The 26,546-nt window shown below is 69.9% G+C and carries 26 protein-coding genes; 9 read left to right on the plus strand and 17 right to left on the minus strand.

The window, feature by feature from the left end:
• The first annotated feature begins 324 nt into the window (after window positions 1–324).
• From AC069H_RS06460 to AC069H_RS06470, 3 genes are all read left to right on the plus strand, one after another.
• Window positions 325–930 carry a DUF6801 domain-containing protein gene (locus AC069H_RS06460; protein ID WP_478225739.1) on the plus strand — a complete coding sequence of 202 codons (606 nt, stop codon included), beginning with the start codon at window positions 325–327 and terminating at the stop codon, window positions 928–930.
• A gap of 73 nt (window positions 931–1,003) precedes the next feature.
• Window positions 1,004–2,380: a DUF6801 domain-containing protein gene (locus AC069H_RS06465; protein WP_478225740.1), complete on the plus strand. Its 1,377-nt coding sequence runs from the start codon at window positions 1,004–1,006 to the stop codon at window positions 2,378–2,380.
• A 316-nt stretch (window positions 2,381–2,696) separates the two neighbouring features.
• Window positions 2,697–3,212 carry a hypothetical protein gene (locus AC069H_RS06470; RefSeq protein ID WP_478225741.1) on the plus strand — a complete coding sequence of 172 codons (516 nt, stop codon included), beginning with the start codon at window positions 2,697–2,699 and terminating at the stop codon, window positions 3,210–3,212.
• A 201-nt stretch (window positions 3,213–3,413) separates the two neighbouring features.
• Here the strand turns inward: AC069H_RS06470 and AC069H_RS06475 are convergent, their stop codons facing one another.
• From AC069H_RS06475 to AC069H_RS06495, 5 genes are all read right to left on the minus strand, one after another.
• Entirely contained in the window at window positions 3,414–4,694 is a 1,281-nt protein-coding gene (locus tag AC069H_RS06475) for a PucR family transcriptional regulator (protein ID WP_478225742.1), read from the minus strand.
• Window positions 4,695–4,914: 220 nt separating this feature from the next.
• Window positions 4,915–5,709: an arginase family protein gene (locus AC069H_RS06480; RefSeq protein WP_478225743.1), complete on the minus strand. Its 795-nt coding sequence runs from the start codon at window positions 5,707–5,709 to the stop codon at window positions 4,915–4,917.
• 93 nt (window positions 5,710–5,802) lie between these two features.
• Window positions 5,803–9,180: a pyruvate carboxylase gene (locus tag AC069H_RS06485; protein ID WP_478231576.1), complete on the minus strand. Its 3,378-nt coding sequence runs from the start codon at window positions 9,178–9,180 to the stop codon at window positions 5,803–5,805.
• Between the two features lie 88 nt (window positions 9,181–9,268).
• On the minus strand, window positions 9,269–10,168 hold the full coding sequence (locus AC069H_RS06490; protein WP_478231935.1) for a S8 family peptidase: 900 nt from the start codon (window positions 10,166–10,168) through the stop codon (window positions 9,269–9,271).
• A 70-nt stretch (window positions 10,169–10,238) separates the two neighbouring features.
• The gene (locus tag AC069H_RS06495) at window positions 10,239–11,399 is read right to left on the minus strand and encodes an erythromycin esterase family protein (protein ID WP_478231577.1); all 1,161 of its coding nucleotides are present in this window, start codon (window positions 11,397–11,399) and stop codon (window positions 10,239–10,241) included.
• A gap of 31 nt (window positions 11,400–11,430) precedes the next feature.
• Between AC069H_RS06495 and AC069H_RS06500 the strand changes: the two genes are divergently transcribed.
• Both AC069H_RS06500 and AC069H_RS06505 read left to right on the plus strand, forming a co-directional pair.
• A complete protein-coding gene (locus tag AC069H_RS06500) occupies window positions 11,431–12,048 on the plus strand; it encodes a TetR/AcrR family transcriptional regulator (RefSeq protein WP_478231578.1) in 618 nt (205 codons plus the stop codon).
• A gap of 144 nt (window positions 12,049–12,192) precedes the next feature.
• Window positions 12,193–12,600, plus strand: a complete 408-nt coding sequence (locus AC069H_RS06505; protein WP_478231579.1) for a hypothetical protein — start codon at window positions 12,193–12,195, stop codon at window positions 12,598–12,600.
• On the opposite strand, the gene AC069H_RS06510 is transcribed toward AC069H_RS06505, so the two are convergent.
• From AC069H_RS06510 to AC069H_RS06535, 6 genes are all read right to left on the minus strand, one after another.
• Window positions 12,590–13,093, minus strand: coding sequence for an N-acetyltransferase family protein (locus AC069H_RS06510; RefSeq protein WP_478231580.1), 504 nt, complete (start codon window positions 13,091–13,093; stop codon window positions 12,590–12,592). The two genes, AC069H_RS06505 and AC069H_RS06510, sit on opposite strands and share 11 nt — an antisense overlap.
• Window positions 13,094–13,095: 2 nt before the next feature.
• Window positions 13,096–13,545, minus strand: a complete 450-nt coding sequence (locus tag AC069H_RS06515) for a hypothetical protein (protein ID WP_478231581.1) — start codon at window positions 13,543–13,545, stop codon at window positions 13,096–13,098.
• Entirely contained in the window at window positions 13,491–14,819 is a 1,329-nt protein-coding gene (locus tag AC069H_RS06520; protein ID WP_478231582.1) for a caspase family protein, read from the minus strand. Before AC069H_RS06520 ends, AC069H_RS06515 begins: the two co-directional genes overlap by 55 nt.
• Window positions 14,816–15,196, minus strand: a complete 381-nt coding sequence (locus tag AC069H_RS06525) for a hypothetical protein (RefSeq protein WP_478231583.1) — start codon at window positions 15,194–15,196, stop codon at window positions 14,816–14,818. Before AC069H_RS06525 ends, AC069H_RS06520 begins: the two co-directional genes overlap by 4 nt.
• Before the next feature lie 84 nt (window positions 15,197–15,280).
• Window positions 15,281–17,434 carry an ATP-dependent DNA helicase RecG gene (gene recG, locus AC069H_RS06530; protein WP_478231584.1) on the minus strand — a complete coding sequence of 718 codons (2,154 nt, stop codon included), beginning with the start codon at window positions 17,432–17,434 and terminating at the stop codon, window positions 15,281–15,283.
• Window positions 17,435–17,438: 4 nt separating this feature from the next.
• Window positions 17,439–19,022: a DAK2 domain-containing protein gene (locus tag AC069H_RS06535; RefSeq protein WP_478231585.1), complete on the minus strand. Its 1,584-nt coding sequence runs from the start codon at window positions 19,020–19,022 to the stop codon at window positions 17,439–17,441.
• Between the two features lie 133 nt (window positions 19,023–19,155).
• Between AC069H_RS06535 and rpmB the strand changes: the two genes are divergently transcribed.
• Window positions 19,156–19,347 (plus strand): 50S ribosomal protein L28, encoded by a 192-nt coding sequence (rpmB, locus tag AC069H_RS06540; protein WP_007031450.1) that lies wholly within the window; start codon window positions 19,156–19,158, stop codon window positions 19,345–19,347.
• Window positions 19,348–19,585: 238 nt separating this feature from the next.
• On the opposite strand, the gene AC069H_RS06545 is transcribed toward rpmB, so the two are convergent.
• The 3 genes from AC069H_RS06545 to AC069H_RS06555 are packed head-to-tail and all read right to left on the minus strand — an operon-like array spanning window position 19,586 to window position 21,299.
• Entirely contained in the window at window positions 19,586–20,263 is a 678-nt protein-coding gene (locus tag AC069H_RS06545) for a uracil-DNA glycosylase (protein WP_034320386.1), read from the minus strand.
• Between the two features lie 11 nt (window positions 20,264–20,274).
• The gene (locus AC069H_RS06550; RefSeq protein WP_478225750.1) at window positions 20,275–20,820 is read right to left on the minus strand and encodes a gamma carbonic anhydrase family protein; all 546 of its coding nucleotides are present in this window, start codon (window positions 20,818–20,820) and stop codon (window positions 20,275–20,277) included.
• An 8-nt stretch (window positions 20,821–20,828) separates the two neighbouring features.
• Complete coding sequence (locus AC069H_RS06555; RefSeq protein ID WP_478231586.1) at window positions 20,829–21,299, minus strand: GNAT family N-acetyltransferase; 471 nt, start codon at window positions 21,297–21,299, stop codon at window positions 20,829–20,831.
• A gap of 51 nt (window positions 21,300–21,350) precedes the next feature.
• Between AC069H_RS06555 and AC069H_RS06560 the strand changes: the two genes are divergently transcribed.
• Window positions 21,351–22,097, plus strand: coding sequence for a GNAT family N-acetyltransferase (locus AC069H_RS06560; RefSeq protein ID WP_478231587.1), 747 nt, complete (start codon window positions 21,351–21,353; stop codon window positions 22,095–22,097).
• Here the strand turns inward: AC069H_RS06560 and AC069H_RS06565 are convergent.
• Window positions 22,094–23,050 carry a thiamine-phosphate kinase gene (locus AC069H_RS06565; protein WP_478231588.1) on the minus strand — a complete coding sequence of 319 codons (957 nt, stop codon included), beginning with the start codon at window positions 23,048–23,050 and terminating at the stop codon, window positions 22,094–22,096. The genes AC069H_RS06560 and AC069H_RS06565 overlap by 4 nt on opposite strands.
• Before the next feature lie 133 nt (window positions 23,051–23,183).
• Between AC069H_RS06565 and AC069H_RS06570 the strand changes: the two genes are divergently transcribed.
• On the plus strand, window positions 23,184–23,417 hold the full coding sequence (locus AC069H_RS06570; RefSeq protein WP_007031456.1) for an Lrp/AsnC family transcriptional regulator: 234 nt from the start codon (window positions 23,184–23,186) through the stop codon (window positions 23,415–23,417).
• A 194-nt stretch (window positions 23,418–23,611) separates the two neighbouring features.
• Window positions 23,612–24,154, plus strand: a complete 543-nt coding sequence (locus tag AC069H_RS06575; protein WP_478225754.1) for a DUF3515 domain-containing protein — start codon at window positions 23,612–23,614, stop codon at window positions 24,152–24,154.
• Between the two features lie 4 nt (window positions 24,155–24,158).
• Here the strand turns inward: AC069H_RS06575 and AC069H_RS06580 are convergent, their stop codons facing one another.
• Both AC069H_RS06580 and pdxR read right to left on the minus strand, forming a co-directional pair.
• Entirely contained in the window at window positions 24,159–25,127 is a 969-nt protein-coding gene (locus tag AC069H_RS06580) for a zinc-binding dehydrogenase (RefSeq protein ID WP_478231589.1), read from the minus strand.
• A gap of 33 nt (window positions 25,128–25,160) precedes the next feature.
• Window positions 25,161–26,519, minus strand: a complete 1,359-nt coding sequence (gene pdxR, locus AC069H_RS06585; protein ID WP_478225756.1) for a MocR-like pyridoxine biosynthesis transcription factor PdxR — start codon at window positions 26,517–26,519, stop codon at window positions 25,161–25,163.
• Between the last annotated feature and the right edge of the window lie 27 nt (window positions 26,520–26,546).

The following is a 26,546-nucleotide window of genomic DNA, read 5'->3' on the forward strand; positions in this document are numbered from 1 at the left end:
TCGATTCTCGGAAGACATGCGCGGAATGTTAACCCGGTTCCACCGATCGGCCGCCTCTTTGTCATCCCCGGACAAACTTCATAATCGAATTCAGCGCGCGCTGACAAGAAAGAACGGGCCCATCGCCCACTTCGAAACATGTCGACATGAATCCTTGTTACGTACATAACTCGCGGGTAACCTCGGTTTACCCCACCACCGAGAAAGCCGCTCGAGTCGAGCATATTTGATCAGAAAAATCCGCCGAAAGGCGCATGGGGAAAGCCGCCCGAGACGTAAACTGGATCAAAGGAGATGACAGGTATGTCCCGTAGACTTGGCAAGTTGTCAGCCGGCGTCGCCACCACCGCCGTCGCGATGGGCGCGGTCGCCGTGCTCACCGCCGGCACGGCCGCCGCCGCGACCACCTACGCCACCGGCACCGTCGCCTACATGTGCAACTTCCCCGGCATCGGCCAGCAGCAGCTGGACGTGAAGGCCCAGTTCGACGGCCCGACGTCGATCGCCTCGGGCGGCACCGCCACCCCGACGAACATCTCGGGGACCGCGACGATCAACGCCACCATCAACGCGCTGCTCAACGCCGCCAACTACGACGGCGTCCGCGGCAAGGCCAACATGCCGATCACCATCACCAACGCCACGCCCACTTCGGCGACGGTGACGAACCTGGACGTCCCGACCCAGATCAACCCGTACGTGCCCGGCCCCCGGTCGTTCAACATCGTCCAGGGCGCGGGCACCGGTGTCCCGACGTTCACCGCCGGCGCTCCCGGTTCGGCGACCGCCTCGCTCGGCACCACGATCAACGCTCCGCTGGACTTCCACAAGAAGGACGGCACCTGGACGACGTGGAACTTCAACTGCACCGTGAAGAACACCAACCCGGCACAGAACCGCGCGTTCAGCCCGGCGATCCCGATCACCTGATGAACCACCCGTGCGGGGCGGGGACGCCCGCCCCGCACGGTCTCCATCCGCGCAAGGCACGAGAGGAACACCCATGACGCAGCAGGTTCGCCGGGCACTCGGGAGGTTTCCCGTTCTGGCGGGCGTCATCCTGCTCGTGGGGGTGAGCGGCGCACTGTCCTCTTCGGCCGCGACCGACCCGGCCACACCACCGCCGGCACCGCTGCAAGGCGCCACGTCCGCGCACCAGAGTCTCGCGAACACCTGTGTCTTCCCGGATCCAGTCGGGGAACGGCCGGTCACCATGGACGTCCAGGCGACGCTGCCGAAGGTCGTCCAGACCGGAAAACCCGTTCAGGTCAAGGACTTCTCGCTGACCTTCACCATCGGCGAAGGGTCACTCGGAGCCGTCGCCGAGGTCGCGGGCGGTGCGACCGTCGAGCTCACGGCCGCGAACGGGGACAAGAAGACCCCGGTCCCGGTCTCCCTGACGATCCCGGCGACGAAGGTGCCCGCCACCGGCGAACTGAAGCTGGTCGCGACGGGCACCGTCCCCGACATCCTGCTGAAGGTGCCGTCCGAACTGCGGCTGAGCACGGGCGCGCCGTCGCTCGCGCTGACCGCCGCCGAGACACCGCTGAAACCGATCACCTGCACCCAGGCGCCGGACCAGAACACGCTGCTCGGCAGTGTCGCGCTCCTGCCGCTCGGGAAGCCCAAGCCGGAGTCCGGCAAGCCCGGTGAGCAGAAGAAGCCCGGTGCCGACGCGCGAGCCGCTGATGACGTCCACGCCAACGCCCTCTACCCCATCGCGTTGCAGCCGTTCGAACTGCAGGGCACGTCGTCGATCACGAAACTCGGCGCCTTCGCCCGGCTGAAGCCCGCGTTCATGGTCAACGCGGTGTGGCACGTCGACCTGGAGAACACCGAAGGCCCCGGCAAGATCACCGGCTCCGTCATGATGCCGCCGAGCACGATCACCTTCCTCGGTTTCGGCTTCGTCCCGATCACCGCGACCATGGAGCTGTTGCCGGAGGACTACGCGACCGGCAATCACATCATCGACGTCGACGGCGTTTCGATCCCGGAACCGGAGGGCAGCTCGACCGTCCTCACCCCGCTCAAGGTCTACGGGAAACTGAGCGGGGTCACCATCAACGGGGTCGGCCTCGACGTCGGCGACAACTGCCTCACCGCCGAGCCGATCAAGATCAATCTCCGCGGGGAGAAGTACGGGATGTTCACCGGTGGCGTCGTGCGCACCGATCCGAAGTGGACGGATCCCGCCTATCGGGACTTCACGTTGCCCCCGTTTTCGGGCTGCGGTGTGAAGGAGGATCTCGACTCGCTGATGAGCGGGATGGCGTCGGGGCCGGGGAACCAGGCTTGTGTCGGAGTCAACCAGGTCGGGTTGCCCTGGGATCTGGAGCGCAAGTGCCCCAATGTGGATCCGCCTGTGGCGCGCCGCTGAGGATCGGCGAGGCCACCGATCCGGCGAACGCGCGCCGTCCGCCCGTTCACTTCGGCCAGTGTGCCACGTGTCTCGGCCGAGCGACGCCGCCCTCCCGGACGGCGCCGTCCAGGGAGGCCGCCGCGAAGCCGGGTTCGTCGAAGTCGCGAATGGCCGGCCCCGGCCGCCGCACCAACGAGGGCAGTGTCGAGGCGCCGAGCGATTCGCGTTAGCGCGGCTACTACCAGATCGGCAAGAACGCCTTCGAAGCGAAGGGGTACTTCATCTCATGAAGGAAAACCAGACGGCTATGCCCACGTTCTCGGAGGTCAGGTGGATGACCTTCGAGGAGCTGACCGACAGGCTGGCGGCCGTCGATCCCACGCGGCTGGCGAAGGCGAATCCGATCGACCTGCTGGAGGAGACGCCCTGGGCGTTGATCGACGAGGACTTCCGGGGCGGGTTCATCAAGCACTGCCGGGAACTCACCGACGATCGGTTGCGGCACTGCGCCGAGATCGCCGAGACGTTCTTTTCCTGGCTGATGCCCTACGGCGGATACAGCAGGCAATCCGCGACGGCGAACAGGTTCCATCTGACTGCTGCGCTGATCCTCGCCGTCGGCCCCAGGACGGACATCGCTCTCCTCGACCCGATGCGACTCCTCCACGAGTTCCTGCACGACTCGCCGCCGGTCGAAACGGCACGCGAACTCCTGGCGGGTCCGTCGCCAGGACCTGAAGCCCGCGCGATCGTCGGACGGTTGAGCCTGCTCAGCCAGCTCAGGCGGATCGACCACCTCTTGCCCCCTTCCGCGGAAAAGGAGCGCTACGAGCAATGGAAAACGCTGTGAGAGCCCGGATCCGGAGACCCGTCGGCGCACGGACGGCCTTCGTCGTCGCGGCCCTCAGCGTGGCCGCCGTCCTGACGGTCCCGGCCCGGATCGCCGAGGCCGCACCGGTGACGGCGGGACAGCCGGTCACGCCGCCGGTCTCCTCCGAATCGGAGAAGCTGCGCGCGGCTCACCGGGGTCACCCCGGCGGCAACCAGGTCGCTACGAGCCACTCGGCGTCCACTGTGGACTCTTCCGCGGCGCCGGAAGCACCTCAGGCAGCGCGAACCCCGCCGACGCCGAAGGGCTGACCCCGGCCCGCAGCGCGAGCTCCATCTCGAACCGTGCCCCCGGGTCCCGCAGGTGCTCGCCGAACGTCGCCTGCAACTGCCGCATGCGGTAGCGCACGGTCTGCGGGTGGACCTGGAGACGCTCGGCGATGTCGACGACGTTGCCCTGGCTGTCGAGCCAGGCTCGCAGGGTTTCGAGCAGCCGTTCCCGCTGTTTCCCGGTCATCTCCGCGAGCGGGGCGAACAGGCGGTCGCGCAGCTGGCAGGTCAGCGCGGCGTCCGCGTTCACGAGCAGGGTGGCGAGGTGTTCTTCGGCGCGGATCACCCGGCGGGCCTGGATGATGCCGCGTTCGGACAGGTGCAGGGCCTCGCGCGCCCAGCGGAGGGAATCGGCGACGGAGTCCAGCGGGCGGCACGGGCCGATCGAGAGCCGGTAGTCCGGCAGCGCGGCCTGCAGGGTGGCCAGGCGGGCGACGGAGATCTCGCCGGGGACGAGCACACGCGGCTCAGCGCAGTCGAGTTCGGCGAGCACGTCCGAATCCACGGCGTTGTGCCGCCGGGGTCTGACGGTTTCGCCGATCGGGTGCAGCACCACCGGCGTCGCGCGCTCGGGCACCGTCCAGCCGGTCAGCTGCGCGAGTTCCGCGATCGCCTTCGACGGCGCGGGCGGGGTTTCCAGCACCAGGTGCAGCAGTTTGCGGCGCCAGGTGTCCAGCGCCCCCGCGGTGCGCGCCTTCGCTTCGAGGTATCCGTCCAGCGCGACGGACGCGAGTTCGTCCATGAACGCGAGCATCGCGTCGGCCAGTTGCGACATGACCGCGGACGAGAGACCGCTGCGGCGGCCGACCCGCATGATGCGCCGCCATGAAACCCTGGCGCCGACCCGGTACGCCGACTGGAGGGTGTCGAGGCTCCGGCCCTCCCGCATCTCGTTCTGCCCGAGGCGGTGGTGGACCTCGTGCGACTGTTCCTTGGAGACGCTCGGATCCGCGATCTGGGCGACGAACAACGTGATCGCGTACTCGACGCCCGCGCGGATCGACTTCCCGTACGGCCCGTCGAGCGGGCGCGCGTACGCGGGGATGGTCGCCCGGATCTCGTCGACGATCTCGTTGGCGAGACTGCCCAGTTCCGGTCGCAAAATGTCGGCGAGCTTACGGGGAAGTGCCGCAGGGGGCTGCGCAGCGTGTTCGATTCCGCGCTCCACCGACATCGCAGCTCCTTTGCTCCGCCCAGCGTCCCGACCTCCCACGATCGTCGTGGGGTGACAACGAACACATCGCGGAGTCGCTCGTGAATGTGTCACCTTTCGCAGAAGAAACCGATTTCTTGTCATCATCGTGACAAAATCACGGGTCATCCCTGAATTTTGATGACAAGTGCCCGGCAAACGCCTCGCGCGGTACGTACGAACGGCCGATGAATACGGAGCGTCACTGCTTTCCGGTGAGCAATTCCCCGAGTACTTCGAGCACGGGCTCCAGCACGCGGACCTCGGTGCCGGCGCATTCGGTGATCCCCGCGCCCACGACCTCGAACCCGCTCAGCCCGCGAAGCATCGCCACCAGGCGCTCGATCGTCAAGCCACCGGGCTCCGGATAGTTCAGCCCGTCGAACTCCGCCGGGTCGAGCACGTCGAGATCGAGATGGACGTAGACCTTGTCCGCGCCGGCCAGCCCGGCGGCGACGTCGGCCGTCTCGACGACGAGCCCGCGGTCGACCACGGCCCGCTCGGCGTCGTCGAAGGCCCTCGTCCCCGCGAGGACGACGCGTCCGGGTTCGACCGGCGGGTTCGCGGCGAACTCCGGGTCGCCCTCGCCGAGCAGCGACCGCAGCACCATGCCGTGGAACGCGCCGGATGGCGACGTCTCCGCGGTGTTGAGGTCGGAATGCGCGTCGAACCAGGCGACGCCGAGCCCCGGCCCGAAGCGGTAGCGCGCGACCCCGATCGGGATCAGCTCGACGCCGCAGTCCCCGCCGATGGTGAGCACCGGGCCGCCCGGTGCTTCGAGGGCGGCGAGCTGTGCGGCGCGGTTCGCGCCGGTGAGCACCGCGCGGTTGGCGATGCCGTCGACCGCGGGCGACGTCTCGCGGGTCTGCCGGATGTGGTGCACCGGCACGCCCAGCACGTGGCCCGCGAGCTCGGCGAGCGCGACGCAACCTTCGGGCAACTCCGGCGCGCGTTCGGTCAGAGCGCCCTGGAACTGGGGTACGGCGTTGATCAGCACCCGGTCCAGGCTAGCGGCGGCCGCAAGTCCGTGAAGGCCTCCTTCCCTACCCTGAAGGTAGTGAAGGAGGCCTTCACGGCACTCCGGATTAGGTCACTCCAGGACGAGGAGCAGGTCCCCGCCTTCCACCTGCTGGACGGCGTTGATCGCGCGCCGCGACACCTTGCCGCCGCTCGCCGCGGTGATCGACGCCTCCATCTTCATCGCCTCGATGGTCGCGACCGTCGCACCGGCCTCGACCTCGTCGCCCTCGGACACCTGCAACGTGACCACGCCCGCGAACGGCGCGGCGATCTGCTTCGGGTCGCCCTTGTCGGCCTTCTCGGTCGCCGGGATGTCCGACGCGATCGAGGTGTCGCGGACCTGGATCGGGCGCAGCTGGCCGTTGAGCGTGGACATCACCGTGCGCAGCCCGCGCTCGTCGGCCTCGCCGATGGCCTCCAGTTCGATCAGCAGCCGGACACCCTGTTCGAGGTCGACCGAGTACTCCTCGCCCGGCCGCAGGCCGTAGAAGAAGTCCTTGGACGGCAGGACGGAGGTGTCACCGTACTGCTCGCGGTGCGCCTCGAAGTCCTTCGTGGGCCCGGGGAACAGCAGCCGGTTCAGCGTCGCGCGCCGGTTCTCGGCCAGCCCCTTGCGGTCCTCTTCGGACAGTTCCTGCACCGGCTTCGGCCGCGCGCGGCCTTCGAGTGCCTTCGTGCGGAACGGCTCCGGCCAGCCCCCGGGCGGGTCGCCCAGTTCGCCGCGCAGGAAGCCGATCACCGAGTCGGGGATGTCGAACTTGTTCGGCTCCGCCTCGAAGTCGGACGGCGAGACACCCGCGCCTACGAGGTGCAGCGCGAGGTCACCGACCACTTTGGACGAAGGCGTGACCTTGACCAGGTGGCCGAGGATCTTGTCCGCGGCCGCGTACATCGCCTCGATGTCCTCGAACCGCTCCCCGAGACCGAGCGAAATCGCCTGGGTGCGCAGGTTCGACAGCTGACCGCCCGGGATCTCGTGGTGGTACACCCGCCCGGTCGGCGAGGAGAGCCCCGCCTCGAACGGCGCGTAGATCTTGCGCACGCTCTCCCAGTACGGCTCCAGGTCACCGATCGCCTGCAGGTCGAGCCCGGTCGGCCGGTCCGAGTGGTCGGTGGCCGCGACGAGCGCGGAAAGCGACGGCTGCGACGTCGTGCCCGCCATGGACGCGACGGCACCGTCGACGGCGTCCGCCCCGGCCTGGATCGCGGCCAGGTACGTCGCCAGCTGGCCACCCGCGGTGTCGTGCGTGTGGATGTGCACGGGGAGGTCGAACTCCTTGCGCAGCGCGGAAACCAGCCGCGCCGCCGCCGGCGCCCGCAGCAGGCCCGCCATGTCCTTGATGGCCAGGACGTGCGCCCCCGCGCCGACGATCTGCTCCGCCAGCTTGAGGTAGTAGTCCAGCGTGTACAGCTTCTCCGCCGGGTCCGACAGGTCCGAGGTGTAGCAGAGCGCCACCTCGGCGACGGCGGTGCCGGTCTCGCGGACGGCTTCGATCGCCGGGCGCATCTGCTCGACGTCGTTGAGCGCGTCGAAGATCCGGAAGATGTCGATGCCGGTCGCCGTCGCCTCCTCGACGAAGGCGTTGGTCACCTCGGTGGGGTACGGCGTGTACCCGACGGTGTTGCGGCCTCGCAGCAGCATCTGCAGGCAGATGTTCGGCACCGCTTCCCGCAGCTTCGCCAGCCGCTCCCACGGGTCCTCCGCCAGGAACCTCAGCGCGACGTCGTAGGTCGCGCCGCCCCAGCATTCCAGCGAAAGCAGCTGCGGCGTGGTCCGAGCGACCACCGGCGCGACCGCGAGGAGGTCCTTCGTCCGCACCCGGGTGGCGAGCAGCGACTGGTGCGCGTCACGGAAGGTGGTGTCGGTGACGCCGATGGTCGGCGACTCCCGCAGCCAGCGGGCGAAACCGTCCGGGCCCAGTTCGGTGAGCTTCTGCTTCGAGCCGGGCGCCGGTTCGAGCCCCTTGGGCACCTTCGGCAGCTTGACCTGCGGGTCGAGGGTGCGCGGACGCTCGCCGTGCGGTTTGTTGACCGTCTTGTCGGCGAGGTAGGTCAGCAGCCTGGTCCCGCGGTCGGCCGAATGGCGCGCGGTGAGCAGATGCGGGCGCTCCTCGATGAACGACGTCGTGACGCGGCCTTCGCGGAAGTCCGGGTCGTCGAGCACGGCCTGCAGGAACGGGATGTTCGTGGCCACACCGCGGATCCGGAACTCGGCGACGGCGCGGCGGGCGCGGCCGACGGCGGTCTTGAAGTCGCGGCCGCGGCAGGTGAGCTTCACCAGCAGCGAGTCGAAGTGCGCGCTGATCTCGGTGCCGGAGAACGCCGTCCCGCCGTCGAGACGGATACCGGAGCCACCGGGCGAGCGGTACGCGCTGATCATCCCGGTGTCCGGGCGGAAGCCGTTGGCGGGATCCTCGGTGGTGATGCGGCACTGCAGGGCGGCGCCGCGCAGGTACACCTTGTCCTGCGACAGCCCCAGGTCGTCGAGCGTCTCGCCGGAGGCGATGCGCAGCTGCGACTGGACGAGGTCGACGTCGGTGACCTCTTCGGTCACCGTGTGCTCGACCTGGATGCGCGGGTTCATCTCGATGAAGACGTGGTTGCCGTCCCGGTCGAGCAGGAACTCGACGGTGCCGGCGTTGCGATAACCGATCTGGCGGGCGAACTTCACCGCGTCGGAGCAGATCCGGTCCCGCAGTTCGGACGGCAGGTTCGGCGCGGGGGCCAGCTCGACGACCTTCTGGTGCCGCCGCTGGACCGAGCAGTCGCGTTCGAAGAGGTGGATCACGTTGCCCGCGCCGTCGGCGAGGATCTGGACCTCGATGTGGCGCGGCTCGACGACGGCCTTCTCGATGAACACCGTCGGGTCGCCGAAGGCCGACTCGGCCTCACGCGCGGCGGCCTCGATGGACTCGCGCAGCTGCGCGGGCTCCTGGACGCGGCGCATACCGCGTCCGCCACCACCGGCGACGGCCTTCACGAAGACCGGGAAGCCGATCTCCTCGGCGGCGGCGATCAGCGCGTCGACGTCGGAGGAGGGTTCGGAAGAACCCAGCACCGGCACCCCGGCCTCGCGCGCGGCCTTGACCGCGCGGGCCTTGTTACCGGTCAGTTCGAGGATGTCCGCGCTCGGTCCGACGAAGGTGATGCCTTCGTCCTCGCACGCGCGCGCGAGGTCCGGGTTCTCGGAGAGGAAGCCGTAGCCGGGGTAAACGGCGTCCGCGCCCGCCTTCTTGGCGGCCGCGACGATCTCCTCGACCGACAGATAGGCCCGCACCGGGTGACCGGGTTCGCCGATCTCATAGGCCTCGTCGGCCTTCAGCCGGTGGAGCGAATTGCGGTCTTCGTGCGGGAACACAGCCACCGTGCCCGCGCCGAGCTCGAATCCGGCGCGGAACGCGCGGATGGCGATCTCACCCCGGTTGGCGACCAGTACCTTGCGGAACATGCCGGTCCTTCCCATCATCGGATCGGTAGGTGAGGCACGTTACCTGTTCGGTCCCGCAGGACGGGAGTCGTTGCCCAGGTGATGGACATCATCCCCGCCTGAGTTGCACACCCGGACTCTGGAGCAGCCGGTTCGCGGTGCCCTCGTGGACACCGGTCAGCACGTCGACCGCGGCGAGGTCCACGAGCGCCTTCGCGACGTCCGGCGCGGAGACCGCGGGATGCAGGGACCGGTACAGCGCGGCCACCCCGGCGACGTGCGCGGCGGCCGACGACGTGCCGCTGAGCACCCTGCCGCCGCTGCCCCCGGCGTTGGGTCCCGGCACGTCCACGCCGGGTGCGAACAGGTCGACGACCTCGCCGTGGTTCGACGTCGACCCGACCTGGTCACTGGCGTCGGTCGATCCGACGGTGAGCGCCTCGGTGACCCGTCCGGGGGAGAACTTTCCCGCGTCGGTGGCCTCGCCGCCCGCCGGGAGGGCGACCGGGACGACCGCCGCGAGCGCGCGGACGGCGGCGTCGAGCTGGTCGTTGGCCGTGCCGCCGATACCGAGGACGGCGACGGCGGGCTGCTGCGCGTTCCGCGTCACCCAGTCGATACCCGCGATGATCTTGTCCGTCGCGCCGCCGCCCTGTGCGTCGATCACCCGGACCGGGACGATCTGCGCGCCCTTCGCGACCCCGAAGGTCCTCGACGCGGCGACACCGGCCAGGTACGTGCCGTGACCATTGGTGTCGGTGGTGTCCGTGCCGCCGTCGAGGAAGTCCTTACCGGGCTTCACCCGGCCGCCGAAGTCCGGATGCGCCGCGTCGACCCCGCTGTCGATCACGTAGACCGTGACGTCCTTCGCGTCGGTCTCGTAGTGGTAGCGCTGGTCGAGACCCGTTCGCTGGTCGATCCGGTCCAGCCCCCAGTTCGGCGGGTTCTGCTGGACTTCCGTCGCGGAGGCTGGCGGCGCCACCAGCACCAGGAGCGCCAGCGCGGCCATGACCCGTACCAGTCGAATGATCATGCCTTGGCTCTACGCCTGTCCACCGGGGGGCGGCAACCCCGGAATGTCACCCGTTCGACTGGTCTTGCCCGATATGGCCGCTGACCGTCGATTTCGGGAAGCAGACCAGCGCGTCGAAGGCGTCGGCGACGTCGACGGGGTTGAACAGATGCGCGTGCCGGATGCTCTGGGGTCCCGCGGTTCCCCGTCGTGCGCGGAGGTCCACGAGCCCGGGGCCTTCGGCTTCGACGCTGCCTTCGGCCGGTGCGTCCAGTTCTTGGCGGTACACGGTGAAACCGAGCCGCGCGGCCGGATCGGGCTTGAGCCCGGTGGTCTCACCCTCGACCGCGGTGAGGCCCAGCGCGAAGTAGTCGTCGCCGAACTCGGCCGCCAGATGCGTGCCGGCCGAAGGTGAGGTGAGGCCGGGGAACGGCGAGAACGGGACGCGCTGGAGGTGTCCGTTGTGGAGCATCACGACGATCTTCGTGTCGTCGCCGTGCAGCCGCCTGATCAGCCGGACGGTCTCCGCCATGTACGCGTCACGCGAACCGCTCTGCAGGGCAGGCGCGTCGCCGGACATCATCGCAGCGACCTCGGCGAGGTACGCGTCGACGCGTAATGCGCCTTCGACGTGGTGCTCCGCGACGGCCGTGTCCCCGTAGACGGGACGCAACGAGGTCAGGTGCGTTTTGAGCCGGGTGAGCGCCGCGGTCGCCTTGTCCTTGGCCGCGTCGTCGAGCGCGGCGTACTTGGCGGGCGCCTCCGCGCTGCTGACCGACGCGTACCCCTTGGTCGCCTCGATCGCCGCGTCGACCAGGCTCACCGCGGCGTCGTCCACAGTGGACAGGTACGCGCGGACCGCGTCGAGCGACGGCAACGGCGAGCCCGCGGAACTCGGCACGTCGAGGCCGTAGTACCGGACGTCGCCCCGTTCGCGGAGCCACGTGAGCATTTCGTGGGCCTCAGGCGATTCCCCGAGCGAGAAGGTGAAGCCGTCGCGGCCGATGTCGGCGACGTCGCCCGGGGCGCCGTTCAGCCAGTCTTCGACGAGCTTGCCCTCGGCGAAGCCGGATTCGAAGGCCACGACCCGGAAGCCGTGCTGCTCGACGAGGTGCTGGAGCAAACGATTGCGCAGGTCGCCGAACTCGTGGATGTGGTGGTTGTTCTCACCGATGGCGACGATCGTCGCGTCACCGATGAGTTCGGCGATCTTCGCTGGGTCTGACATACTGCTCACACTAACGCAACAGGAGTAGCAATTGGCAACCTCCGGTACCCAGCGGCCCGGCGGCCGGACCGAACGCACCCGCCAGGCCGTGCTGCACGCCACCCTCGACCTGCTGGCCGAACGCGGGTTCGGCGAACTGACCGTGGACGCGGTCGCCGAGCGGTCCGGGGTGCACAAGACCACGGTGTACCGGCGCTGGTCCTCGCCGGACGGCCTCGTCGGTGCCGCGCTGCAGATGGGCGCGGAGGACGACTGGACGGCGCCCGACACCGGTTCGCTCGAAGACGATCTGTACGAAGTGGCCGCCGAGGTCGTGCGGTACTTCACCGAGCCCGCGCTGAAGGAACTGCCCACGGCGTCGGTGCTGGCGGCGTTCCAGTCGCCGCAAGCGGCCGAGGCACTGCACGACTTCTACGCCGACCGGCACCTGCGCATGGCGCCGATCGCGGAGCGAGCCGTCGCGCGGGGCGAGATCCCTTCCGGCACGGACGGCGACGAGCTGGTGCGGGCGGTGTGCGGACCGATCTTCTACCGGCTTTTCCTGTCGCGGGAAAGCGTCACGGTGGCGGAGGCGCGGGTCATCGCACGGGCCGTGGCCGCCGCTGCCGTGTCCGGCGCCTTCGTCCCCCTCCCGCATTCAGAGGACTAAATGAGGTAGTTCGGGGTGCCAACGACCGCATTTAGTCCTCTGAATGCGGGAGGGGGTTGGTCACGCGCTGAGGACAGTTTTACCGTCAGCGCCGAGAATTTCCCGGGCCAGACTGGGCTCTCCGTGCCACGAGAGGGGACCGTCATGACCGAGGAAGTCCGGAACCTGCCGCGGGAGATGCCGGGCAGGCTCAAGATCGTCCGCGGTTTCCTTTGGGTGCAAGCGGTCCTCAACGTCCTCGCGAGCGTGCTCGTGACCGTCCTCGCGGTCAACGAGCTCGAGCACGGCAACGAGGAGGCGGGCCTCGCCTTGGCGCTGGCGCTCCTCGGTCTCGTGATCGCCGTCGTCCTGATCGCTTGTGCGGTAAGGATTTCGCGCGGTTCACCATGGGTGCGGCCGACGGTCATCGCCGTGGAGGGGCTGGTCGTGGTCATGGGGCTGGTCAGCCTGGTCAACGGCGGGGCGATCACCCAGCTGATCGGGATGGGCATCGCCGTCGGCGTCATCGTCGTCCTCACCAAACCCGAGGAAAGCGCCTGGTTCAGGCGCTGACGAGGTCGATCCGGTAACGCACTTCGGAAAGCGGGACGTCCTCGCCGGGCATGGTGTCGGTCTTGGTCGCCCCGTCCGGAACCCATCCCCCTGCCGCGTACAAACGCCGGGCACGCTTGTTGGTGTCGAGCACCCAGAGCGTCGCCTCGCGGTGCCCCGATTCCCGCAACGCGGCAACTGCGGTGTCAAGCAGCAGCTTGCCCAGTCCCGTGCCCCAGCGCTCCGGGTCGAGGTAGATCGCGCGCAGTTCGCCGCGGATCCGGTCGACGGCGGTGAAGCCGAGGAGCGATCCGTCTTCGACCAGGACCAGGATGTCGCCCCGGTTGACGGGATCGGCGAGGGTCCGCTGCCAGCGGGCGGCCCTGCCCTCGACGGAAAGATCGCGCAGGTAAAGCTCGGGCAACAGGCCCTGATACGCCGCCTGCCACGATCGCACGTTCACTTCGGCGATAGGCCAGGCGTCCTCGACGGTCGCGGGGCGGATCGTGGCCATCGTCAGCCTTTCGCCTTGCGGGCGGCGAAACCGGTCACGATGGCCAGCGCGAGCACCATCGACAGCGCGATCCCCCAGCCGGCGCCGGTCACGCTCGAACTGCTCGGCATCGCGTAGAAGAGCGCGCACAGCATGACGATGCCGCCTCCGGCCACCCCACCGAGGAAGGCGACCCCGAAGGCCGCCGGCCGCAGCAGCGTCCCGATCAGGAGCACCACCGAGAGCACGAGGTAGATCGCGGCCTCGTCGGCCCGGCTCGACGAGTAGTCCACCAATTCGACGGCCTCCGTCACCAGTCCGGCCGCACCGGCGGTCCCGGCCACGAGGGCCGCGATGGCGAGTCCATCCCTCGGCTTCCCCAGCCCGAGGCGGAAACTCCGGTCACGTCGCACCGCGATCAGCGCGCAGACGGCCCCGGCGAACAGGCAGCCGTCGGAGAGGACGAGGACCACCGGGCCGGACGGAATAGCCGAGAGCAGCGCCAGTCCGCACAGCGCTCCCGGCCCCACCATCCGGCGCGTGTTCGGCAGGAGCATCGCGATCCCCGCCGCGGTCGCGAAGACGACGAGCGGCGAGACCGTCCAGCCGCCGTCTTCGAAGAAGTCCTCCACGCTGCTGCTGAGCGAGAAGGCGATGACCACGAGGTACACCGCGGCCGCGAACGCGAGGATCGCGGCGGCGACGGCGAACGGATCGGCCTTCGGCGGTGGACCTCACCGAACCGGACCACCTCGGGCTCGGTTCGCACCCGCGCTTCCCGCCGCGCCAGGTCGGCGGCCTCGGCGACGTGCCGGATGTCGGTCTGCGCCATCGTGGTGAGCACTTCGTGCGCGCCGATGGCGACGGAAAGATTCTCGCTCGCCAGCCGCCGCTGGAGTTCCGTCACCGCGCCGAGGCGGGTGAACATGTTCGGATCCTCGCTCGCCGCACGCAGATCGGCCGGGACCGGCGACGGTTTGATCCGGCGGCGCCTGCTCCTGGCCAGGTACAGCTCGCCCTGCATCTCGATGTCGCGACTGGGGGTCTGGTTCGGGTTCCGCTCCCGGACGCTGTCGAACAGGTAGTCGTACAGTTCGCCGAGCGCGACCCAGCCGTCCTCGTCGCGGTCCGCGTCGCCGGTCCGGAGCCCGTCGACCAGTGCCGACGTGAACACCGACGGGCGGACGTGATCGTCGGCGAGGTGATCGCCTTCGAAGGCGTACTCGATGGAGTTCGACGCGGTGATCACCGCACGGCCGCGGCCGCCGAAACCGCCGACCGGGAACGCGTCGAGCACGTTGGCCTCACCGGTGGCGCGCACGGCGACCCCTTGACTGAAAGCGCCGCCGTAGCAGCAATCCAGCAGGAGGACGATGCTCCGCGACCGGCTCATCCGCATGCAGCGCTGGACGAAATCGGCGGGGACGGCGGTCGACGCGAGCCGCTCCGGCCGGGTGTTACGGGCGGCGAAGAACAGCTCACCCGATTCGCTTTTCAAGCCGTGGCAAGAGAAATGCACCAGCAGGACGTCGTCCGGCGCGCTGTCGGCGAACAGGTCCTCGACCCGGCCCGCGATCACGTGCGCGGTCTCGTCGCGCACCACCTGGACGTCGAATTCGCTGATGGCACGGTCGGCGAGGACCTCGGCGAGCGCTTCGGCGTCGGCGGCCGGGGACCGCAGCGCGCTCAGCCCGGGGTTGTCGTACTCCCCGGTGGCGATGATCAAGGCACGCCGCTCGCCGGTCATGACGACGAATGCCTGCTCACGAAGAGATCGACGAGCTTGTCCTGATCGGTGAGCGTCGCTTCGGACAGCTCCAGCACGTCGCCGTCGATCTCCAGCCGCACCGTGCGCTTCACCCGTCCGCCGCGCGAAAGCCACTCCCGCACGGCCGCGACGACCGAACGCAGTCCCTCGGTGGACTGTCCCAGCGTGACCAGCAGTCCGCCCACCGTCGCGACGTCGAATCCCCGCGAGCCGGGCGGCGCCGGACCGGCGGGCAGCGCCTTGACCTCGGCGACCCCGCGATCGATCAGTTCGCTTCGGAGGTACCCGGTGAGCTGGTCGACCCGTTCCGCGTCGGCCCCGTCCTCACCGAACCGGACCCGCACCGCTGCTGTCATCCCCGGCCTCCCTCGCCCGTACGGAACGTACGGAACCCCGCGGCCCGCCCGGCGGCAAGGTCCGATCGGGCAGAGATGTTCACGTCAGCTTTTTTCCAGGTATTCCACGCGATCTTCGTCGACGACGTCGGCGATCATATGCGCCAGCCCCAAGTAATTACCCAAGGCCGGATCCTTCTCGACGATTTCCAACGCGCGGGCCCTCGCCTCGGCGATGACGTCCTCGTCGCGCAGCAGCGACAGCAGCTTCAGGGTCGACTTCTTCCCCGACTGCGCGGCACCGAGGATGTCGCCCTCGCGGCGCAGTTCCAGGTCCATTCTGGACAGTTCGAAACCGTCCGTCGTGGACTCGACGGCGGCCAGCCGCTCGCGGGTGGTCGTCCCGTCCAGGGTTTCGGTGACCAGCAGGCAAAGCCCCGGCACACTGCCCCGGCCGACCCGGCCGCGCAGCTGGTGCAGCTGGCTGATGCCGAACCGGTCGGCGTCCATGATCACCATCGCGGTCGCGTTCGGCACGTTCACGCCGACCTCGATCACGGTGGTGGCGACGAGCACGTCCAGGTCACCCCTGGAGAACGCCTGCATCACGGCGTCCTTGTCGTCGGCGGGCATCCGGCCGTGCAGGACCCCGATCTTCAAGCCCTTCAACGGTCCTTCGGCCAGCTCGGGCGCCACGTCGAGGACCGCCAGCGCGGGCCGCTTGTCACCCTTGTCCGACGCCGGTTCGTCGCCGATACGCGGGCAGACGATGTACGCCTGGTGGCCCTTGCCGCATTCCTCGCGGACCCGCTGCCACGCCCTGTCCAGCCAGGCCGGCCGCTCCGCGACCGGCACCACCGACGTCTTGATCGGCGACCGGCCGACCGGCATCTCGCGCAGCGCGGAGATCTCCAGATCGCCGTAGACGGTCATCGCGACCGTGCGCGGAATGGGCGTCGCGGTCATGACGAGCACGTGCGGGCTGGTCTCGTCGGAGCCGCGGGAGCGCAGCGCGTCTCGCTGCTCCACCCCGAAGCGGTGCTGCTCGTCGACCACGGCCAGGCCGAGATCCGCGAACGACACCGTGTCCTGGATGAGCGCGTGCGTGCCGACGATGATCCCGGCCTCACCGCTGACCGTCTCCAGCAACGCCTTCTTGCGTTCCTTGGCGCCCATCGAACCGGTCAGCAGGGTCACGCGCGTCGCGTTCTCCGCGCCGCCGAGCTCGCCCGCCTGCCCGAGGTCGCCGAGCATCTCGCGCAGCGATCGGGCGTGCTGAGCGGCGAGGACCTCCGTCGGCGCGAGCATCGCCGCCTGCCGCCCGGAATCGACGACCTGCAGCATGGCGCGCAACGCGACCACGGTCTTGCCGGAACCGACCTCTCCCTGCAGCAACCGGTTCATCGGATGCTCGGTGGACAGATCCCTGGAGATCTCATCGCCGATCTCCTGCTGGCCCGACGTCAGCGCGAACGGGAGCCGTTTGTCGAAGGCGTCGAGGATGCCGTCGTCCTTGTGCGGGCAGGCCTTCGCGGGCCGCGAGACCAGGGAATGCCTGCGCTGCGCGAAAATCAGCTGCACCGCCATGGCTTCGTCCCATTTGAGCCGGTCACGCGCGGAGTTCAGCGCCTGCCAGCTCGACGGGCGGTGGATACCGCGCAGCGCGCTCTCCAGGCTGGGCAGGCCGTATCGGGCGAGCAGCTCGATCGGCATCGGGTCCTCGTCGACCTCCAGCACGTCCAGCACCTGCCGGACGGCCTTGGCGATCACCCAGGTCGGGATCCCCTGCGCCGCCGGGTACACCGGGATGATCTCGGCGAGGAAGTCGTCCATCGCCTCGGCCTGACGATCGGCGTCGAACAGCTCGTACTCGGGGTTCGCCAGCTGCAGGACGTCGCGGAAGGCGGTGACCTTGCCCGCGAAGAGCCCGTTCTTGCCGGGCACGAGTTCCTTTTCGCGCCAGGCCTGGTTGAAGAAGGTGCACTGCAGGCGGCGTTTGCCGTCGGTGATCACCATTTCGAGCAGGGTGCCGCTGCGCGCCTTCATCCGGCGCTTGTTGACGCGCTCGATGCGCGCCATCACGGTGGCGTGCTCGCCGAGTTCGAGCCCGGCGATGTCGGTGAGCTGGCCGCGCTCGGCGTAACGACGCGGGTAGTGGCGCAGGAGGTCGCTGACCGTCTCGATCTTGAGGCCCTTGGCGAGGGCCTTCGCCGTCGCCGCGCCGACGACCAGCTTGAGGTCCGCGCGCAGGTTGGTCATGCGGTCACTCCACCCCCATCAGCAGCACGGCGTCGGTTTGGCCGCCCGCGTAACTCGTCACTTCGACCTCGGGATGCTCCAGGCGCAGCTGATCGGCCAGCTCACCGGGCAGCCGGACCGGCGCGTCGAGCCCGGTCAGCACGGTGACCAGCTCGCCGCCGAGGGCCAGCATCCGGTTCAGCACGCCGACCGCCGCCGCGACCAGGCTCGTCTCCGAGGCGGGCGCGGGCTCGATCAGCACGACCTCGCCGTCGACGAGACCGACGACGTCACCGGCCTGCGCCCGGCCCACCCAGGTTAGCGACTCCTCTTGCGCGATCCTCAGTTCGCCACGCCTGGTGGCGGCGGCCGCTTCGGCCATCGCGACCACGTCGTCGTTGGTGCGGCGGTCCTGGTCGTGGACGGCCAGCGCGGCGAGCACCTGGACGGGTGACACGCACGGGATGACGACGACGTCGCGATCCGCGGCCATCGCGTGACCCGCCGCCGCGTCGGCCGCCGCGGTCAGCTCCTGACCGCCGGGAAGGAGGGTGACGTGATGCCCGGCGGCCTCGTTGATCAGGCCCAGCATCTCCTCGACCGTCGGCTCGACCCCGTGCGGCACCGAAAGCACCGCGACCCCCTCCGCGCGGAGGAGTTCGGCCAGCGGCCCACCGTGGACCACGGCGACCACCGAACGGTCGATCCCGCCGCCGACCTCGACCGGGGTGGGCGTGATCAGCGGCTCGACCCGGACCCGGCGGGGGCGGCCGAGCTCGATCCCGGCCTCCAGTGCCGCGCCGATGTCCGCGCAATGGACGTGGACGGCATACGCGCCGGCGCCGTCCCCGGCGACCGTGACGCTGTCGCCGAGGCCGCTGAGGGTCTTGCGAAGCCCGGGGAGACTGGTTTCGTCGACGCCGTCGAGCAGGTACATGACCTCCCAGGCCGTCGGCGCCTCGATCGTGTGATGGTGATGCGCCTCGAGCGGGTGCTCCGGCTCGGTGAGGCCGCCGGAGATCACGCCGGAAAGAGCATCGAGGACCGCGACGAGGCCGCGGGCGCCCGCGTCGACCACACCGGCCACCGCCAGGACTGGCAGCTGCTTCGGGGTCTCTTCGAGAGCTTCGGCGGCGATGCTCGCCGCCGCGGCGGCCACCTCTTCGAGTGACCCTGTCACGTCACGGACGGCGGCGGCGACAGTGTGGAGGACGGTCAAGATGGTCCCGGCCACCGGACGGCTCACCGCCCCCGTGGCGGCCCTGTCCGCGCAGCCGAGCGCCTCCGCGAGCCCCGGCCCGTCGAGTTCCCTCACGGCCGCCGACTCGGCGATCCCGCGCACGACCTGCGACATGATCACGCCCGAGTTGCCCTTGGCCGCCGCGACCGCGCCCTTGGCGAACACCGACAGCGCCTCGGCGGCCGTCGCGGGCTCGGCCTCGGCCAGCGCGTCACGGGCCGCGGTCATGGTGAACAGCAGGTTGGAGCCGGTGTCGGAGTCGGCGACCGGGTAGACGTTGATGCCGTCGATCGCCGGCCGGAGCACCGCCAAGCTGTGCACACAGGCCGCCGACCAAGCCGACACCGCCGCCACGTCCAGCACCCGCACCGCGTAACCTCCTAGCTGTTCCAGCGAGGGTATCGACCCGGTGCCGGAGGGCTCTGAGCCACTGGTTACTATGGTCGAGTTGCCCAGCATGCTGGGCGCATCATTCTTTGTCCCAGATCCAGAGGAGTTCGACGTGGCTGCCGTGTGCGACGTCTGTGGCAAGGGACCGGGCTTTGGCAAGTCGGTCTCGCACTCCCACCGGCGTACCAACCGCCGGTGGAACCCGAACATCCAGACCGTTCACGCCAAGATCGGTCTGTCCCAGCGCAAGCGCCTGAACGCCTGCACCTCGTGCATCAAGGCGGGCAAGGTCGTTCGCGGCTGAGCCGGTTTTTTGGGGAATGGCGGGTGCTCTTCGGAGCACCCGCCATTTTTTGTGCGGGGTGGGTTCTTCGCGGGACCGGGGCCGGGCCGGCCAGTGGGGCCGCCTTCCGCGAAAGGCCGCCTTGCCGAGCCAAGATGTCGTGAAGGCCTCCTTCCCTACCCTGAAGGTAGTGAAGGAGGCCTTCACGGACGGCGGCTTCACCTCAGGAGTCACATCGGTCACTGCTGCCACAAGAGAGTCAGGGGAGCTTCCAGTCCACGGGACCGGCGCCCTGCTGCTCCAGCAGCTGGTTCGCCCGGCTGAAGGGTCGCGAGCCGAAGAAACCGGCGTGCGCCGAAAGCGGGCTCGGGTGCGCCGACTCGATGCACGGCACCTTCCCCAGCATCGGCTTCAGGTTCCGCGCGTTGCGGCCCCACAGGATCGCCACCATCGGCTCGTCCCGGGCGGCGAGGGCCTTGATGGCCTGCTCGGTGACGGCTTCCCAGCCCTTGCCCTGGTGCGAGTTCGACTTCCCGGGCTGCACCGTCAGCGACCTGTTGAGCAGCAGGACACCCTGGTCTGCCCACGGCGTCAGGTCGCCGTTCGACGGCAACGGGTGCCCGAGGTCCTCGCAGTACTCCTTGTAGATGTTGATCAGGCTCTTCGGGATCGGCCGGACGTCCGGCGCCACCGAAAAGCTCAGCCCGACGGCGTGCCCGGGCGTCGGGTACGGGTCCTGGCCGACGATCAGCACCCGCACGTCGTGGAACGGCTGCTGGAACGCCCGCAGCACGTGTTCACCCGCCGGGAGATAGGTCCGGCCCGCGGCGATCTCCGCGCGGAGGAATTCCCCCATCGCGGCGACCTGCGGCGCCACCGGTTCGAGGGCCTGCGCCCAGCCTGCTTCGACGATGTCCTGCAGCGGTCGTGCGGTCACGGCGTGCGAGCTTACTCACGTCCGTCGAGCCGCCGGAGTTCGACCCGACGGAGTTCTCTACGAAAAAGGGCCGCACGCTCGACATAACCGTCGACGACGAGCTTGATCTTGTCCGGCCCGAACGAAGTGTTCGGCCGCGTCTTCGCCGGGACGCCGAGCGCGATGTGTCCACTGTCCACATAGGACCCATAAGAGAGAACCGCGCCGGCGCCGACCATCCCGCCGTCCTCGACGACGGTTCCGTTCAGCACCACCGATCCCGACGCGATCAGGCAGCCCTCGCCGATCCGCGCGCCCTCGATGTGCACCGAATGCCCGACGGCGGAGGACTTACCGATGATCGTCGGCTCCTTGCGAGTGCAGTGCAGCACGCAACCGTCCTGGACGTTGGACCGCTCGCCGATCTCGATGTATCCGTGGTCGCCGCGCAGCACGGTCTGCGGCCACACCGACGCGAACGCCGCGATCCGGACGTCGCCGATCACCGTCGCGTCGGGGTGGACGTAGGCGTCCGGGTGGATCGAGGGTTCGAGGCCGCCCAGTGCGTAGATCGGCATGCGTTCTCCTAGCCCAGCGGCTTGCCGTAGCAGATGCTTTCCGGCTCGTCCTTGTAGTACCCGAAACCCGGTATCTCCCGGTAACCGGCCGACTCGTACAGCGCGATGGCCTCCGGCTGCTTGTCGCCGGTCTCGAGCACCATGCGCCGCCGTCCGGCCTCGGCGGCCGTCCGCTCCAGGTCGGCGAGGATCGCCCTCGCGAACCCGCGGCCCCGCGCCGAAGCCATCACGAACATGCGCTTGATCTCGGCATCGCCCGGCAGCAAGGGTTCCGGCCCGTCGTGCGCCCGCCAGGCACCGCACGCGACCGGGACGTCGTCGAGGTAGGCGGCCATGAACAGCCCCTTCGGCGGGGCGAACTGCGCCTCGTCCATCGGTGTCTCGTCTTCACTGCCGTACCGGGCGGCCAGTTCGAGCTGCGCTTCGGCCAGCAGCTTCACCGCGTCGGGGTGGTCGTAGGCCAGCACGCGAAGGTCCATGGGCGCGACATTAGCGAGAAGACTTGCCATTCCCCAAAGTAGATTGCGTTCATGTCGATCGAGACGTCCATCACCGGACTCGCCGAGGCTCCACTGCGCCAGGCACGCAATTCCGCCGCGTTCTGGGCCGCGACCGGCCGGTCCCGCGGCCACGAAGTGATCCGCCGTCGCGGCTTTCTCGCCGTCGACGGCGACGAGCGCGCGGGGCTGCGCGTCCTGATCCAGGAGCCCGTCCTCACCGACGGCGAGCTGGCGGAAATCACCGAGCTCGCCGCACGGGCGACGGGGCCGGTGGAGGCCGAGGATCCCTTCAGCGCCACCGATCTGAACCATCTCGGGGATATGCGCAGCTGGCGGATGCCCGTCATGCTGCGCCCACCCGCACCGGTCGCCGAACCCGCGATGGAGGTGGTCCGGGTGCGCGAGGACGCGGACCTGAAAGCGGCCGAGCGCGTGGTGATCGAAGCCTTCGAACTCGCGCGCTTCCGGCCGGGTGAGATGTTCCCCACGGCCATCCTCGACCAGCCGGGCGTCGAGGTGTTCATCGCGCGGCTCGACGGCGAGGTCGCCGGGGCGTGCGTCACCGTCGCCGGCAACGGATTCGGCAGCCACTACTGGGTCGGCACGCCGGACGCCTTCCGCTCGCGGGGCGTGGGACGAGCCGTGATGCTCGGCTCCCTCGCCCCGCTGGCGGGGCTGCCGGTCACCCTCACCGCGTCCCGGCTGGGCAAGCCGCTGTACGAATCGCTCGGCTTCACCGCCGCCGCGGAGTCGACCTGGTGGGCCTCACGCTCCTAGCGCCAGTGCTGCCAGCCGCTCTCGTGCCCGTACCGCTTCCCGTCCACCGTCACCCCCGAATCCGGCATGGTGACGACGCCGATCTCGGTCCAGCCTTCCGGCAGTTCGGCGAAGGAAGGGAAGGTCGCCGCGAAAGCGTGGTCCTCGCCGCCGGTGAGCACCCATTTCAGCGGGTCGGCGCCGAGCGCGGTGCCGACCTCGGTCAGCCTGCTCGACACGTCGAGGTCCGCCGTCCGGACGTCGATCCCGACGCCGGAGGCCTCGGCGATGTGACCGAGATCGGACAGGAGCCCGTCGGACACGTCGATCATCGACGTCGCGCCGCCGTCGGCCGCGCGGATCCCCGCCTCGTAGTCCGGCTCGGGGCAGCGCTGCGCGTTGACCACGCTGACCGGTGAGCGGAACCCCCGCCCGAGCACGGCGAGCCCGGCGGCCGCCCAGCCGAGCCGCCCGCAGACCGCGACGACGTCGCCGGGACGCGCGCCGGACCGGGTCACGGGTTCCCGGCCGCCGAGGTCGCCGAGCGCGGTGACACTGATCACGATCTGGTCGGCGCGCACCATGTCGCCGCCGACGATCCCGATCCCCGCGCGGTCGGCTTCGAGCCACATGCCCTGGGTGAGTTCGGTGACGAGTGACGTCGGCGTGTCCGAGGGGCACGCGAATCCCATGAGGACGGACGTCGGGCGCGCGCCCATGGCGGCGATGTCGGTGAGGTTCACCGCGACCGCCTTGCGCCCCACCTGCTCGGCGCTGGACCAGTCGAGCCGGAAGTGGACGCCCTGCACGAGGACGTCGGTGGACGCCACCGTCCGCCCGTCCGGGGTGGCCACGACGGCCGCGTCGTCCCCCGGTCCGAGCAGTGTCGTCTCCGGCTGTTTCCGGCCGGCGGTCACCGCCTCGATCAACCGGAATTCACCGGTCCCGGCGACCGTGCCGTCGTTCGGTGACACCCGTCACCTCCACTTTCCCTTGTCCGGACAAATATCGATCACCGATAGTCGGAAGCCCTAGGTTTTTCCCGGGGCTGGCGATACGTTGCTACAACGTTCCTACCTTGAGCCGACTTTTACGAAGGGGCGCGCCGTGGTCCACGCATACATCCTCATCCAGACCGAGGTCGGCAAAGCGGCCGCGGTCGCCGCGGAGATCTCCACCATCCCCGGTGTCACCAGTTCGGAGGATGTCACCGGCCCGTACGACGTCATCGTCAAGGCCGCGGCCGACACCGTCGATCAGCTGGGCCAGCTCGTGGTCGCCAAGGTGCAGAACGTGGAGGGCATCACGCGGACGCTGACCTGCCCGGTCGTGCATCTCTGAGTGCCTGTCGGCGGAGCCGAGAATGCACTCCGAAAGTGCCCATACGCGTGAACCCGCCCTGGCCGGAGGCCCCGCTATCGCGGTGGCAGGACGCCGTCTCCGCATCGGCGACGTGAACGACCGGGCAGCGTCCTGCCGACGTCGATCGCGGACGCGGGTTCACCACCGGAATTCCGAAGTGGTGTAGTTGTCCGGTGGCTGACACGGACACCGGCGCACCGCCGAAACCCCTGCTGATCGCGGCCGCCTGCCTGGCGATCCTGCTCGTCGCGGGCGTGGCCGTCTTCGGGCTGACCCGCGGCGCGGAATCCGACGCCCCGGCCGCCGACGGTCCGCTCCCGCTCGTCCCGGTCCCGGCACCGCAGTCGGGGTCACCCGAATGCGCGAAACTCATCGGCGCGCTCCCGCACGAGCTCACGTCGTCCGGGAACACGCTGGTCCGGCGGAAGCCGGCCGATCCCGCCCCCGAGGCGACGATCGGCTGGGGCACCGGCGACCCGGTCGTCCTGCGGTGCGGTCTCGGCAAGCCGCCGGAACTCACCCGGACCTCGCAGCTGCGGACGATCAACGGCGTCCAGTGGCTGCAGGTCGAGGGTGAGGGCACCGCGACGTGGTTCGTGGTGGATCGTCCCGTCTACACGGCGCTCACCGTGCCGGACACCGCGGGGACCGGGCCGCTCCAGACCGTTTCCGAGGTCGTCGCCGCCAATCTCCCCGCGGTGCCGCTGCGGTTCTGAGCGCTCAGGGCAGGAGCAGGCTCTTGCCGGTGTACCGCCGCGCTTCGATGTCCGAATGCGCGGCGGCCGCCTCCGCCAGCGGGTACGTCCGGCCGATGATCGGCGTGAGCTTCCCGTCGGCCGCCTGCCGCAGCACTTCCCGGACCCGGCGCGGGTTGTCGGGCCAGAACCCGACCAGCTGCGACATGTCCACAACGGACAGCCGGGCGCGGTCGGCGTCGCCGATCACGGTCTCCGCGCCACTGGACATGCCGTAGCCGGAGAAGCGGCCGCCGTTCCTCAGCAACGCCAGGGAGGCCGCGCCGAGTTCGCCGCCGACGCCGTCGAAGACCACGTCCAGACGGTGGCCGCCGGTGAGGGCGAGGACCTCTCCCGTCCAGTCCGCCACCGAGTAGTCGACCGGCTCGGCCCCCAGTTTCCGCGCGATCGCCGCCTTTTCGTCGCCGCGGACCGCCGCGAAGACGGTCGCGCCCGTCGCGCGGGCGAGCTGCGCCAGCACGCTGCCGAGCCCGCCGACGCCGGGCGCCACCAGGATCCGCTCCCCGGCGGTGACCGGGGTCTTCTCCAGCAACGCCAGTGCGGTACTGCCGTCGTCGAACAGGGCCACCGCGTGCCGGGGATCCAGCCCGTCCGGAATCGGGAACGTGTCGTCCGGCAGCGCGACGACCGTGTCCGCGTATCCCCCGCCGTACCCGCCGGGCGCGTGGGTGAGGACCTGCTTTCCCAGCCAGGTTTCGTCGACTCCGGCTCCCACCGCGTCGACGGTGCCCGCCACCGACCCGCCCGGCACGTACGGCGGCTCGACCGCGAACACGTCGGGACCGTCGCCTCGCCGGATGAGGGCGTCGAGCCAGCCGACGCCTGCCGCCGTCACCGCGACGCGAAGCTCACCCTCCGCCGGTTCGGGGGTCGGCACTTCGACCTGCTCCAGGACTCCGGGATCGCCGAACCGGGACACTCTGATCTCACGCATGATCGCAAGCTATGACCTCCAGTTCGCTGGAGGTCAAGCGAGGACGGGGATCAGCGGTTTGAGCGCGGATCGCAGCGCCTCGCGCGAGCAGCCCGCGTAGCCGATGAGATTCCCGAACACCGTCGGCGTCCCGGCGAAATGCCGGGCCAGCCCGTCGAGCCGGATCCCGGCGCGTTCCGCCGCCGCCATCCGCGCCGCCTCGTCGGCCGCCGATCCGCACGGGACGACCAGATGCGCGCCCGCGTCGTCGCCGAGCACCGGGATCCCCGCCGACGTCAGCGCGGCCGAAACCAGGGACCGGCGCTCCGACAGCTCCCGCCGGAGCTTCCGCAGATGCCGCCCCAGATCGCCGTGCCGCGCCAGTTCGGCGAGCACCCGCTGTCCCGCGGGCGAAGGACGCGTCCCGGTCGCTTCGCGGTACTCCAGCACCGCGGCCGCGACCTGGGACGGCGCGACCATCCAGCCAGCGCCCAGCGCCGGTGTGAGGATCTTGCTCGTGGTCCCGAGATGCGCGACGACGTCGGGCGCGAGCGCGGCCAGCAGCGGCAGCGGCGCGACGTCGAACCGCAGCTCGCCGTCGTAGTCGTCCTCGATCACCAGCATGCCGTTGTCGCGCGCGAGTTCGACCAGGTCGACGCGGCGGGACGCGCTCATCCGGCTGCCGAGCGGATACTGGTGCGCGGGCGAGCAGTACACCGCGCGAACGTCGGCGGGAACGGCGTCCGGGCGCAGCCCCTCCTCGTCGACCGGGACGGGCACGACCGCCATCCCCGCCCGCCGGAACGCCTGCACCGCGCGCTGGTAAGCCGGCTCCTCGATCGCGACCCGGTCGCCGCGCGAGAGCACCGCGCCCGCGAGTTCGATCACCGCGGCCGTCGTCCCGCCGGTCGCGAGCACCGTTCCGGCCGCGAGACCGCGGTGCCGCAGCAGATGCTCGGACACGGCGTCCCGGTACGCGGGCAGACCTGCCCTGTCCTCGCGATAGGTCGGGCGGGGGTCGGCGGCGGCCCGCCACGCGCGGCGCCAGGCGGCTTTCTCGATGCCGTCGGCCCATGGGACGCCCGGGGTGAGGTCGACCAGCGTCGGGGGCGCGGCCGGTGCGCCCGGCGCCGGCCCTTTCGACGGCCTGTCCGCGGGCGGTGTGGTGGTGACGTACGTGCCGGAGCCGTGGCGGCCGGCGATCCAGCCCTCCGCGTGAAGCTGTTCGTACGCCGCCGACGTCACCGTGCGGCTGACGCCGAGACGGCTCGCGAGCGCCCTGGTCGAGGGCAGCCTGTCGCCGCCGCGCAGATGTCCGTCGCCCGCGGCCGCGCGCAACGCGTCGGCCAGCTGGACCGCGAGCGGGACGAGCGAATCGCGGTCGAGACTGACCGGCAGAGCGGTGTCGGACATGGTGTTCTCCACACTTTCCCGAAGTGG

Source organism: Amycolatopsis sp. NPDC043887 (assembly GCF_056435665.1).